The following is a 12,290-nucleotide window of genomic DNA, read 5'->3' on the forward strand; positions in this document are numbered from 1 at the left end:
TTATAATTACCGGGAATGCAGGTTACAGAGTGCCGCTGTCCGCCTGATAGTCGACGCTGCTCGCTGAAAAGTTTCGTCCTTGGTCCTTCGTCCAAGACCGTGAACCGGTCCTTGGATAAGATCAAAATCGTCACGGGCTCTCTCTTTTCGGAGGACGGTCAACGGATAACCTCTGTCCTTAGCTCTTTCCACACCCCAACCTGCAACCTCCGACCTCGGTTTTTTAACTTACATCTTGCAGCTTATCCTTGTCTCTTCCCAACCATCACCACCATCGGCCAGCTCGCAGCCAATTGTCAAACCTTGACACCATACCCGGCCGGTGATAGAATTTACTGTGCGGATGCGTAGCTCAGCGGAAGAGCGCTTCCTTCACACGGAAGAGGCCACAGGTTCAATCCCTGTCGCATCCACCAGAAAAGAAAAGGGAGTCATTTAGACTCCTTTTTTTTCTTCTAGGTCTCTTTGGTTTCTCTTGCTGCTTCACGAATTTTACTTCGTAAGAAGTCGGAATCGGCCATGTAAAGCCAACTGAGATCTCTCTTTTTAGAGTTCTGCCTAGGTTTTTCTGGTTTTCGGGAGTTAGGATTCCTGACATGTTTTGATACACCTGAACAGCTGCCCCACTAATAGTCTCATCCTGAAAACCTCTCGCAAGATCCTTCAACAATCTCTGATATACAGCCCTTGGAGATTCTATTCTTCCCGTGCCCTTACAGATCGGACATGAAGAATATAGTTTTGATCCGATGGCAGCTGTAGATCGCTTTCTAGTCATTTCCAGAAGTCCCAGTCTAGTGAATCCCATTATCATGGTCCTTGCCTTGTCCTTCTTAAATTCACTGGTGAGGCTGTCAATTATTTTCTGTCTATCTTCGTCGCTCTTCATATCTATGAAGTCGATAACAACGATTCCTCCGATATTTCTCAGTCTCAGCTGTCTTGCTATTTCCGAAGCAGCTTCAAGGTTAGTATTCAATGAAGTCTCAGATACGTCATTTCCAGAGATATTGCTGGCCGAGTTTACGTCGATTACAGTCATTGCTTCCGTTCTATCAATGTAGATATTCCCTCCTCCAGGTAAGGAAACCATTCTAGTGTAGAGAATCTTCATTTTCTCATACACTTCTTCAGATGCGAAAGCGTCACCTTCGACGTACCTTACAACTGGTTTAAAGCCCGATTTGAACTTGCTAATTCCTGCGACGACATCGTGCCAGAGTTCCTCGGAGTCAACCACTATTTCCTTTGTGTTCTCAGTAAGCCTCTCTCTGAGTATATATTCGACAAACGATGGTTCCTCGTATAGAATCTTTGGCTTTCTGCTCCTCCTGAACGTTTCATTTATCTGATTCCAGTTACTACGAAGACTCTCGAGCTCTTCTTTTATAGTTTCCTCGCCCACACCAAAAGCGGCTGTACGAAATATCACACCTTCTTTGTTTTCGAGAACGGATTTTGCAACCTCGGTCAGTCTATGCCTTTCTTGCTGTTCTGTTATCTTCTTAGAGATTCCGATGTGTTTTGAGAAGGGTGTATAGACGAGGCTACGACCTGGAATACTAACTTTTAGAGTTATCTGAGGACCTTTCGATCCAACAGGGTCTTTGCTAACCTGGACAAGGACCTTGTTACTTTTCTCCAGTTTGGATTGTCCGGATGCATCCTTGAACCTAAGAAAAGCGTTTCTTCCAATTCCGATATTCACAAATGCCGCTTCTAGACTGGGAACGACATTCTCCACCTTACCCAGATAGATGTTCCCTGTAACGCTCTCGCTATCCATGTCTTCGAAGAAGATTTCTTCTAGCTGATCACCATCCAGCGAGGCGATTCTGACCTCATCTTCAATTCGACTGAAGACTATGGTCTGCGTTCTGTTATTCTTTATTCTTGCCACCGCCCTTTCATTTCTATTGACAGAACTGGATTTCAAATTTACTACAACTAATGTTCGTTTTCAAACGATCAAAAAGCTGGCCACCTTTTGGTGGCCAGCGCTATTCATTCATCTCGATTATTCCAACAGACCCGTTCTTCCTGGTATAAAGAACATTGACTTCATCTGTCTCGACATTCCTGTAGACAAAAAAGGTGTGGCCAAGCATTTCCATCTGAAGCAGGGCCTCCTCCTCAGTCATGGGCTTGATTGTGAACTTCTTCCGTCGAGTGATTACTGCTGATTGATCTTCCTCGAACTTGGAGGGAATTGATTCGAGGTTTTCCTTAAGGCCGTTTTTGTGCTTATAGCGAGTTCTCTCTTTGAACCTCTTTATTCTTCTCTCAAAGGAATCAGATGCTGAATCGATGACTGTGTAGAAATCACTGCCCTTCTCTTCCACACGAACCATCACACCTGGTAAATGAGCAGTTGCTTCGATTTTGTAGAAAGCTCTTTCCTTCGAGAGCCTGAGATCCATCGAGATTAGTTTCTCCTCGTTGACAACTTTCGACACTTTTGAGAACCTCTTGTCGATGTAGTCTTTCATGGAGTCTGTTACAGTTACGTCTTTGGAGTAGATGTTGTAATCCATGATAACCCTCCTCTCGTGTGATGTGACTCAAGTTGTGTTACTACATGTTATCACAATATCAAATACCGTTACAGTACACCGCGATCAAGATCCTGTCCAACGGTTGATTGCTTGCTCTCCATCTGGTAGAGATTTACCGAACCCAGATTGGCCCACCCATTCTCAAGATGATAAGCAAGCTGAACGGGAAATACTTTGTACTTTTTGATCTCTTCAAATCTTACCCACTTCACATCAACTAACGTCGGCATTCCCAAGTTATCGGGATCTGATCCCAGTTTGACACTTCCTGAGACGTAATCGCAGGAAAATATCACCTCCAGAAGGTTTTCTCTTCTAAATTCCTGTAGTGCGACAACAGAGCGAGGTGAAACTTCGAGATCTGTTTCTTCCCTTATCTCTCTCTTGACAGCGCTGAGAAGATCTTCGTCGGGTTCGACAAGTCCGCCGGGAAAACACCAGAAGGGAGGTCTGTCGCGATGCTCATGACGAACAAGAAGAACAGATTCGTCTTTTATAACTACAGCTCTTACACCAATTCGATGTGTATTCTTCATATGCACACCTCGACCATGCCTCGTTTATAGTATATCACCTCTTCGCCAGTTGATTGATATAATTTGAGATAGGATAGGAGGTTATGAGATGCGTTATTCAAGAGTTAGGACGATTACAACCATGGGTTTAAACGTTTTGGATGTTCTCGTTGAACTAGATATTGACAGTAGAGCAATTATCCAAGAAATGGATATTGTGGGTCTCGGAGATACTGTTATTAAGGAGAGCAAGAAGAGAGTTAAGAGTGCCGTTAAGAACTCAGGAATTGAGCTCCCCAATGGTCGGATAACGGTAAATCTCGCTCCGAGTGACGTGAAAAAGGAGGGATCATATCTCGATCTCCCTATAGCGGTGGGGCTTCTAAAAGCCACGTCCAAAATAAAGACCGATCTCTCGGACTTTGTCTTTTTTGGAGAACTCGGTCTTGATGGAAGCTTAAGACGTGTTAGGGGAGTCTTGCCCATTCTACTGTCACTTTCAAGCAGGGCAAAGGGTATGAAAGTAGTACTTCCGGCCCCAAATGGCCAAGAGGCCTCGATAGTGGACAACCTTACGATCTACACTGCCGAGAGTCTAAATGATTTGGTTGGTTTCCTCAACGGATATGTTCAGAAGAGACCTGTTGTATATTCGGAGCCTGAACTTGGAAATATGAGTGGGCCCGACATGTCCGAAATAAAGGGCCAGGAGTTTGCCAAGAGGGCTTGTGAAGTTGCCGCAGCAGGTGGGCACAACATTTCTCTTCGAGGTTCACCGGGCTGTGGCAAGACGATGCTGGCTCGCAGAATTCCATCGATCCTTCCACCGTTGACTATGGATGAAGCTATTGAGACAACGATGATTTACAGTGTTGCCGGGCTGCTGGGCGATAGAGGGTTGGTAAAGCAGAGACCATTCAGGTCGCCTCATCATACCGCGTCTACAACTTCCATTGTTGGCGGTGGAAACGATGCGAGACCCGGTGAGATAAGCCTGGCTCATAATGGTGTTCTTTTCATGGATGAATTTCCCGAATTTAGAAGAGATGTGATTGAGGCCCTAAGGCAACCACTTGAAGATGGCGTAATTACCGTGGCAAGAGCGAAACTTACCGCTACTTATCCCGCGAGATTCATGATGGTTGCTGCCCAGAACCCATGTCCTTGCGGGTGGTATGGCGATAAGACAAGAGAATGCACGTGCTCATGGTACGACATTCAGAGATACAACAGAAAGATCTCTGGTCCAATGGAGGATAGAATTGATATCTTTGTCGATCTACCCAGACTTGATTTCGAAAAGTACATGGAGAACTCAACGGCAGAAAGCTCCGGCGAAATTCGGAAGAGGGTCATTGCAGCAAGAAAGAGGCAGTCGAAAAGATATGAAGGAATGAGCATATTCTCGAATAGTCAGCTGGGTCATGCCTTGCTGAAAGAATACGTACCGCTTGATGCAGCATCGAGATCACTTCTCTCGGCGGCCATGGATAAGATGAAATTAACTGCAAGGGCAATTGATAGAGTTCTTAAATTAGCACTTACAATAGCAGATCTCGAAGAAAGCGGAGTTCAGTCCAGGCATATTGCAGAAGCTTTACAGTATCGAAGAAAGACCTAGAGTTCAGTACTCTGGGTCTTCATAAGAGATCTGACAAGAAGAAAACCGAACGGAATGACAAACAATGAGTAGACAAGTACCGACGTGATCCCTCCAAAGTTTGGTACGTAGATCCATGTTGCAGTAACTATCGAGAACAGATAGCTGAGACCGAACCATCAATATCTGACAGAAAGCTCTGTGCAAACAAGGATAACGGTACCGGGAAGCATCTCTATTAGACCGGCCATAGAAAAACCGTGGGAAAGAAGCGCAAAGCCTACAAGTATCAAGCCGGCTGATCTCCCAATGATTGAAATCGACTGCCTTCTCTCAAGAGTGAATCCAGAAAAAAAGACGGCCTTTGCAACAAAAGGAACAAGAATGAAAGAGATCGCACCGTCGATCGTAAGGATGTACTTCATTACAATGTAAAAGATCGCCAAAACAAAGCTTATTCCCAATGCTATATTAGATGAAAGGTTGTCAATAGCCTTTTCTCTTTCGTCAAATTCGGGGATTACTCGTAGCGTTCTCAGTGATGGAAAAAGAAAGAGCCCCAGCAAAAGCAGAGAATACCAGCTTGCCGCGGTCCAAATGAGAGAAATCGATAGGGTAATTACCAAGACATCGAATATCAAGATAACCATTTTAAGCACCAACCTAATCACCTTCTTCAAGTTCAAAGAGTTCCTCGACGGTACAGTAAAGAATATTTGCAAGCTTAAGAGCAAGTTTAACTGAAGGGTTGAACTTTCCCTTTTCGACCGCGATTATTGTCTGCCGGCTCACTCCTGCCATTCTTGCCAGATTGTCCTGTGTCATGTCTCGATTCTAAATCTGAATTCCTTCAGCCTGTTGTTCAAATCATCACCTGAGACAGGTGTATACAGTACTTTACATAATGTCAAGTATTATATCCTCACATCTATGTGATTCGGCTTTCTCAAGCAAATTATAACGTTTGAAGAAAAGAGTAAAGAGCTCTCTTGTCAAAACGCATAAGCCACAATATTGCACTAGATTGTTTTTGAGATGTTCAGTGGGTGAATGTATGAAATCTGGAATCTTCGAAAAAACTGATCTTGCTTTCAAGTCGAACAATCCTCGTCTATCGAAAGTCTTTCTTCCATGGATAGTGGAGAATCCAAGATACATTCGTTGTTCTGCAAAACTTTTGGAAGCATTCAAAGAATCTGAATCGCTGAAAGAGACTCCCTACTTCAGGAAGGATTGATGGTTCATCCTATAATGATAATGAGTACCACGAACAGGTGCAATCTCAACTGCAAGGGATGCTTCGCAAGTACTCTTGGCAACTCCGGAAGGGCTACCTACGGTAAGAGGACTATGGACAGCGAAGATTGGGACAAAGTGATTGATAAGGGCAGAGGGCTCAGGGTTTTTACTTTTCTTGTCGCGGGAGGCGAATCATTCGTGAATCCACACGGGTCACATTTTCTTGAGTGGTTTGTTTCTTCGGTAATTCTGTCTTTCAGACAATAGATAATCTCTAATGCGTAAAGAGGTTATGAATAGAGCTTTTGGTCGACATACTCTTTCTGATTGTGCTACGAAAGAGAACAGGACTGGAGATATTTATATCTAACTTCGTCACAGAAGAATTCTTCGAATAATTCATCAGTTGATATTCTTTCGGCTCCACCAGATAGGTGCTTGTCGCCCAAATTGTAGCTCTACTGATAAATCATGTCTAGCCATTCCAGTTTATCAGTTTCAGCCTCTAGAGAAGGAACTCAGTTGAAATACTCCTGATGGTTCATTAGGTCCTTAAACGCTGGCTTCATCTACAGTCTAAGAGCTTTCCGCTGAAGAAAGCAATTTGTCTTTCAAGATGGGAGCATATCGCTTCTATGTCTTCTAGATCTACTCTGTTCTCATCTTCTCTTTCCGGGTGAAAGGCAAAACGAGGATCCATGTGAACGATTACGCGATCACGGCGATTCTTGAGTCTTACTATTCTATTTGCAAGGAGAGCTTCTTCCTTCTCAAAGTCGTCGAGAACACGATAGAGCTCTCTTCGAAATTGCCTGGGACAGCCCTGCCGAATGTATTCACGGAAACTCTTCATTGTGAATCCGCTGTTCCTTACGAGCTTTGAAGCTCTAATGACAGCACTTTCGAAGAGCGAGCTTCTTATAACACTGTCATTTTCAGATTTTAAGAGCTCTATTTCCGCCCTCAGAAGCTTTGTCTCATCCCTGAGAACTCTACTCCTGACTTGATAGCCTTCCAGCTTTTCGGGTTTGATAATCGAAAATAAGTCCATACACAATTATAACTTTTTGTCGAAAGTGAACTGAAGATGAAAAAAGCGGGCTATTGCCCGCTTTTCAGTATGAAAGAGTTTTTCTTCAGGGAGTCCAGGTAATGTAGCGCATTGGTTCCTGAATAGATCCAGCAACCGAGCGCTCCGTAAGGGTCCATGAAGTGCTGGACGGAGTGACTCCCTTAATTGCCGTATAGCATTTGTAGAACAGAGCTGGCAACCAATCTATTGATTTAGTATCGGCATATGCAGTCACTTCCGGCCAATGCGCATCACTTGTGTAATAAGCTAGTTTCTGCAGGAAGTCCCCTGACCACTCAACATACATATCGGTAGGATTGTGATCTGCGTATCCGCCCGCGCTATCCCAGTCTGGGTATGCGCTCTTGGCAGCGGTAGTCGTAGTGATGATAATCTCGATGTTTGCTGGTGTTACTCCACCGGATTTCAGGCCTTCAAGCCAGCTACCAGCATGGCAGGATTCGATGATTATGCAGAACTTAACGTTCGGATGCTCAAGGATGTAGCTTCTCAACTGATTCGCGTAGAAAGTTGTTCCTCCAAGATTCATCAGGTTAGTGTTTCCATGTGCGATGAAATAGAGCGTAATGTAGTCTACCTTCTCTGTCATTAAGAGATCATTGATCGCAGCTTGAACGGCAGTCCAGTTTGGAGCGGCTGCACCCGAAACATACTTCACGTCACGCACTCTGTCAGAACCCATTATGGCCTTGAAGGCATCAGACATTAGGTTTCTAACGTCACGAGCCTGTGCGTAAAGATTCTGTGTGGGAGTTATTCCACTGGTTATTACAGCTCCCTTTATCCTTAGAAATCGAGCAATCCAATCGATATCTATTACTGTGATTATAGGCTTAATAATCTTCCATTTATCCCAAATAACTGCGGTGGCATAGACTTCCCTGTCGCTCATCGCTGTAACCATGTTTCCATTTAGTGTTGGCCAGCCCTCAGTGTCTTCTTCAAAAATAATCTGGCCGCCTTTAGAGACTACGACAAGTTTTCCAGGGTGATCATAGAATGCACCGGGAGCTTCATCCAGATAGAAGAAATAACCTGCTTCATTTATCCCTTGCAACTGATACTGGAGTTGCGGGACTTTAGCCGACTCGGATCCGATGACGTCTCCCTCTCCCACTTCACCCAGGAGAAGTCCGGTGAATGGACCTTCGGGTTCTCCTTCAGACTCTATGAATTGAATGAACTTCTTTGTGGCAGCGGCGACAGGGTCTTTGGGAATACAGGAAGATATAAGAAGCATTGCAATGAGAGCCGCAACAATAACTATCGATACTCTTTTCAGCCGCATAGTATCACCTTCCCCTCATGCGGAAGCTTCGCTATCCAATACGGGCTATATGTCAATAGATCATTGTGCACGCAGATTATAGTATTGGAAGAACAATATAGATATTTTGATTCACTCAACGATCGATTACGTCATAAATTCGATTGTTCAAGTATTTCGAGTAAGATTGCATGTCGAGTGTAAGTATTGTAGTGATATCACAACGAAGAGTCGTGATTATTGGGAGTGGCAACTGTGAAATGAAAGCAGGTATTTCAAAATGAAAAAGAGGGTGTTTCCACCCTCTTATGGTTTGTCATTTGAATCAGTAATACTCAATCTCTCTTGTCTCTTCCTGCTCTATCGTTGCAAGCTCTTTCCAACCATCTTTTTCTAGATCAGCTATATTCATGACGTAGTAGGCTACCATAGAAACGTAGTTCCCCATAGAGTCGTATTCATATTCGTACACCACTGCTTCCTTCTCATCTCCCCAGTAGCTATCGGAGATCTTGATCGATACGTCACCCATTTCGTTGTACTCAAGAGTAGATTCTATCGGTTCGGGTTCTGTGCCTGGTTCTGCGAACATGTACATATACTCCAGCTCTCTAACGCTCTGGTTCCTATCATTGTACTCGAAAATGGTCTTTGTAAGGACCATTCCCATCATTCCAAAGGATTCCTCAACCAGATTTCCGTTGTCATCGTATTTCATCGATATGGTCATCTCGATTTCCTGTCCCTCGCTCATTCCGCTGATCTTCTGAGCGACTAGTCTTCCCGCTTCATCGTATTCCATAACCAGATTGGAGTCACCTTCAGAGTCTTCAACGATTATTCCGGCAATTCTTCCGTTCTCAACCCTGATTTCATCGATTGATTCTTCAACACCATTTTCTCTTCCTGAAACAGAGAGTAGGTTGCCGTTGATATCATAGTTAAATATTATCGCACTCTTCTCGTTGCCTTCTTTGTCATACTCAATCTGAGAAACAAGACCGCCCAGCGGATTGAAAGAGAGTATGGAGTACCCGGAAAGCACGAATTCTTCGTCGATCCCAAGTTCCATTTCATTTTCGGGGTAGAGTATCTTAACAGTTTTTACGGGTCCTCTCAATTCAAAATCCGCCTTGCTCATAGGTATCATGAACTCTGATTGTCCCAGAGCAACCAAAGAGAGAATCAACAATGCTGAGACTAGGATAATTCTTTTCATTGCTACACCTCCATGTGCTAAGTTACTATAATCATACAGTAGCTAGAGAAAATCGGTATCATTTATCTGACCTGTAGGTGGAGAAAATGAAGGACTTGTCTATTGATAGGCCCTCTGCTGAAGAGGCAGAGAGAATCATGAAGAATATGTACCACTCAATTCCAGAATCAAGCAGTGGAATGTACTCACTTTCCGAACTCAGGCCGGTGGAAGAAGTCTACTACGATTTTCTAAAGAAGGGAGATTCTTTGATTGTTCTGAGGAACGGCTCTGAGATAGCAGGACACGTTCATTTCGGTCCGCAGAGAGAGGACAGAGTTTCCACTGAAGAAAAAGGCCATATATACGACCTGTATGTCGACAAAAAGTGCAGAGGCAAAGGAGCTGGAAGGCTGTTACTTCAGGAGGCAGTCAATGAACTTAGAAACTCATCTTATGTCACTGTAACTGCAAACACGTATCGGAACGGTGCAGGATGGAGACTTCTGAAGAGCGAAGGCTTTAGTGAAACGAAGGTATCCTTCAGCTTCAGTAGAATATACGGCGCTTTCAACGAAAGCGAATTCGAGATATTTCGCGGTGTTCCAGAGGATTTAAGAGCTCTTTTCACCGAACTGTCATGTACTGCAAAATCAATTAGAGACCAGCTATCTGTAACGGCCAGTGAACTATTCTTCACACTGAACAATGCTCTGGACTCCGGAGGGAGAGTACTTATTTGTCAACATGAGAAGGAAACAGTTGGACTTCTTATATATTCGATTTTCGAAGACCTAATGACTTTCAACTATCTCGGATTCGTTGAGTTCATCTTGGTCGGCTCCCGTTTCCGTAGAAAGGGAATAGGTCAAAGCCTTCTGTCGTTCCTCTCCGAGGATCTCTCAAAGAATGGTGTAGACCAAACGTTCTTTGAGTGCGTTTTTGACAGCGATTACCACAAGTGGTCTGAGCTTGTTGGAATGCGAGAATTCTCTGTTCTTCTCGAAAAGAGTTTTGAGTGATAAGAATCTCTAAGTAGCTGATTTGCACAGGAGTTCTTGTTGAAAATCGAACTTACTCACGTTGATGTCTTCGCTAAGCCTTCTTGGGAGAGTGATATAATTTATAGGTCTATAAAACTAAAGGAGAATCTCCCTTGCATAACAAACGTCTTCCACTCTTGCTGACATCTCTGTTAGTGTTCTTCGTGATGTTCGGTTTTGGCTTGCTCTTGCAGCTGAAGCTAAGAGAACTTGGGGCCTCACTTCTTATGGTTGGGCTTCTTACAACAGTGAGAGGAGCTGTGGAGACTTTTGGTTCTCCGGCCTGGGGAGCAATAGCTGACGGGCTCAAGAGGCGGAAGCCACTAATGATAATGCTTGTGATGACTTCTGCTCTTCTGTACTTTGCCTATTCAGTTATAGAGACCCCGGGGGTTTTCGTATTGTTTTCTGCTCTGATTGCATTCTTCACAGCTGGATTTGAGCCCATAGCAATGGCGCTCAGCACAGAGCGGTCAAGAGACTCTGTCAGAAACACTTCAAGGGAATTGTCTATACTGAACACCGCCAATTCGATGGGGATGTTGACAGGCAGGCTGCTGCTTTCAGTGCTTCTAGTGTTTTTCACTGTAACCCAGACTATCAACTGGTACGCAACAATAGCTCTATTAGCAGTGATTCCTGCCCTTTTCCTGAGGGATCTAGAACACACTGTCGCGCGCAGAAAGGGTTTTCTGAACAGGTTGTTTCCTCTTAAGCAGGATTCTTCGCCGCTCTGGAAAAATGGACTGTGGGCAGTTTATGCTGGTACTTTCTTGAGACAGCTTGGAACGGCCGGAGCCACTTCGATAATTGCAATATATATGACTGAAAGAATCGGCTTGTCAGGAGCGGCTACAGCAATTATTACTTCGATAAACCCCTTTATGCAGATCTTTTCTCATATCTTCTTCGGAAGAGTGATATCGAAAACTGGACCAAGAAAGAGCACGCTGATCGGTATAGGTCTAACAATATTCACAATGATTTTCTTTGCTGTGGCAAAGAGCTGGGTCCTCATTGCGATCGGGTACTTCTGCCTCGGTATTGCCTTTGGAGCTTTCATAAACGGTGCCGGAACTATGATATCTCTTAGTTCACCGCCGGAGAGAAGAGCCGAATTTCTAGGACTTCTCAGGTCGGCGAGAGCCATTGGTTTCATGGTGGGGCCATTACTGGCCGGAATGGTTGCAGAATACTCTTATTTCGGCATGTTCATTATGATGGCTTCACTCATTGCCACTGGAGGACTAATCGTAATCGTTTTTACGAAGGATCGATTCATTACAAGCTGAGTCAAACTGGCGTGTGATAATGTATTAGAACACAGGAGTGATAGGAGATCATTCAAAGTAATTGGCAATGTTATCAGCAAGAAGAGTCAAGCGGAGGTGAATGAATTTGCTGAGATACATATTCAAAATCCTGGTGTCATCGGTAATAATCGCTCTTGTTTCTGAAGTTAGCAAGAAGTCTGGATACATTGGAGGACTTATAGCATCTTTACCTCTTACTTCCATGCTGGCGCTATTCTGGCTCTACAACGATACGAAAAATGCAAGTAAAGTTGCAGAACTCTCGACCGGCATTCTCCTGTTTGTTCTTCCTTCTCTGATTTTCTTTGTTGCGATGCCATTGTTTCTTAGAAGAGGCATCAATTTCTATGTAGCACTTGCCTTGTCTAGTGGAATCATGATGGCGGGCTATGCCTTCTTTTCACTTATCCTTTCAAAGTTTGGAGTAAGATTATAGCAGTTCTGACTTAAGCGAATTGTTTGACTGC

The 12,290-nt window shown here is 44.1% G+C and carries 13 protein-coding genes, 1 tRNA gene and 1 pseudogene; 7 read left to right on the forward strand and 8 right to left on the reverse strand.

Features of this window, described 5'->3' with window-relative positions; genetic code table 11:
• Positions 1–341: 341 nt before the first annotated feature.
• A tRNA-Val gene (locus tag B3K42_RS06040) sits at positions 342–416 on the forward strand.
• On the opposite strand, the gene B3K42_RS06045 is transcribed toward B3K42_RS06040, so the two are convergent.
• From B3K42_RS06045 to B3K42_RS06055, 3 genes are all read right to left on the reverse strand, one after another.
• Positions 395–1,936, reverse strand: coding sequence for an Rne/Rng family ribonuclease (locus B3K42_RS06045; RefSeq protein ID WP_258367334.1), 1,542 nt, complete (start codon positions 1,934–1,936; stop codon positions 395–397). The genes B3K42_RS06040 and B3K42_RS06045 overlap by 22 nt on opposite strands.
• A gap of 64 nt (positions 1,937–2,000) precedes the next feature.
• On the reverse strand, positions 2,001–2,534 hold the full coding sequence (gene hpf / locus B3K42_RS06050) for a ribosome hibernation-promoting factor, HPF/YfiA family (protein WP_110990708.1): 534 nt from the start codon (positions 2,532–2,534) through the stop codon (positions 2,001–2,003).
• Between the two features lie 68 nt (positions 2,535–2,602).
• Positions 2,603–3,091 (reverse strand): NUDIX domain-containing protein, encoded by a 489-nt coding sequence (locus B3K42_RS06055; protein ID WP_110990709.1) that lies wholly within the window; start codon positions 3,089–3,091, stop codon positions 2,603–2,605.
• Positions 3,092–3,179: 88 nt separating this feature from the next.
• Between B3K42_RS06055 and B3K42_RS06060 the strand changes: the two genes are divergently transcribed.
• Positions 3,180–4,691 (forward strand): YifB family Mg chelatase-like AAA ATPase, encoded by a 1,512-nt coding sequence (locus B3K42_RS06060; protein ID WP_110990710.1) that lies wholly within the window; start codon positions 3,180–3,182, stop codon positions 4,689–4,691.
• A 158-nt stretch (positions 4,692–4,849) separates the two neighbouring features.
• Here B3K42_RS06060 and B3K42_RS06065 read toward each other — a convergent pair whose 3' ends face one another.
• Together B3K42_RS06065 and B3K42_RS06070 are read right to left on the reverse strand one after the other, a co-directional pair.
• Positions 4,850–5,356, reverse strand: a complete 507-nt coding sequence (locus B3K42_RS06065) for a hypothetical protein (protein WP_292597582.1) — start codon at positions 5,354–5,356, stop codon at positions 4,850–4,852.
• A pseudogene (locus tag B3K42_RS06070) lies at positions 5,334–5,536 on the reverse strand (helix-turn-helix transcriptional regulator). Before B3K42_RS06070 ends, B3K42_RS06065 begins: the two are co-directional and overlap by 23 nt.
• A gap of 188 nt (positions 5,537–5,724) precedes the next feature.
• Between B3K42_RS06070 and B3K42_RS06075 the strand changes: the two are divergent.
• Positions 5,725–5,907 (forward strand): hypothetical protein, encoded by a 183-nt coding sequence (locus B3K42_RS06075; RefSeq protein WP_110990712.1) that lies wholly within the window; start codon positions 5,725–5,727, stop codon positions 5,905–5,907.
• Positions 5,907–6,176 carry a 4Fe-4S cluster-binding domain-containing protein gene (locus tag B3K42_RS06080; protein WP_110990713.1) on the forward strand — a complete coding sequence of 90 codons (270 nt, stop codon included), beginning with the start codon at positions 5,907–5,909 and terminating at the stop codon, positions 6,174–6,176. The genes B3K42_RS06075 and B3K42_RS06080 overlap by 1 nt, the downstream gene beginning before the upstream one ends.
• 298 nt (positions 6,177–6,474) lie before the next feature.
• Here the strand turns inward: B3K42_RS06080 and B3K42_RS06085 are convergent, their stop codons facing one another.
• From B3K42_RS06085 to B3K42_RS06095, 3 genes are all read right to left on the reverse strand, one after another.
• On the reverse strand, positions 6,475–6,960 hold the full coding sequence (locus B3K42_RS06085) for a hypothetical protein (protein ID WP_258367336.1): 486 nt from the start codon (positions 6,958–6,960) through the stop codon (positions 6,475–6,477).
• An 85-nt stretch (positions 6,961–7,045) separates the two neighbouring features.
• Positions 7,046–8,290 carry a C13 family peptidase gene (locus B3K42_RS06090; RefSeq protein ID WP_110990714.1) on the reverse strand — a complete coding sequence of 415 codons (1,245 nt, stop codon included), beginning with the start codon at positions 8,288–8,290 and terminating at the stop codon, positions 7,046–7,048.
• A gap of 304 nt (positions 8,291–8,594) precedes the next feature.
• The gene (locus tag B3K42_RS06095; protein ID WP_110990715.1) at positions 8,595–9,488 is read right to left on the reverse strand and encodes an RHS repeat domain-containing protein; all 894 of its coding nucleotides are present in this window, start codon (positions 9,486–9,488) and stop codon (positions 8,595–8,597) included.
• An 86-nt stretch (positions 9,489–9,574) separates the two neighbouring features.
• Here B3K42_RS06095 and B3K42_RS06100 point away from each other — a divergent pair, with 86 nt between their 5' ends.
• The 3 genes from B3K42_RS06100 (at position 9,575) to B3K42_RS06110 (ending at position 12,259) form a co-directional block, all read left to right on the forward strand.
• A complete protein-coding gene (locus B3K42_RS06100) occupies positions 9,575–10,489 on the forward strand; it encodes a GNAT family N-acetyltransferase (RefSeq protein WP_110990716.1) in 915 nt (304 codons plus the stop codon).
• 134 nt (positions 10,490–10,623) lie between these two features.
• Positions 10,624–11,802, forward strand: coding sequence for an MFS transporter (locus B3K42_RS06105; RefSeq protein WP_110990717.1), 1,179 nt, complete (start codon positions 10,624–10,626; stop codon positions 11,800–11,802).
• A gap of 100 nt (positions 11,803–11,902) precedes the next feature.
• Entirely contained in the window at positions 11,903–12,259 is a 357-nt protein-coding gene (locus tag B3K42_RS06110; protein WP_258367338.1) for a DUF3147 family protein, read from the forward strand.
• Positions 12,260–12,290: the final 31 nt, after the last annotated feature.

The organism is Mesotoga sp. UBA6090, assembly GCF_002435945.1.
Lineage (GTDB): Bacteria > Thermotogota > Thermotogae > Petrotogales > Kosmotogaceae > Mesotoga.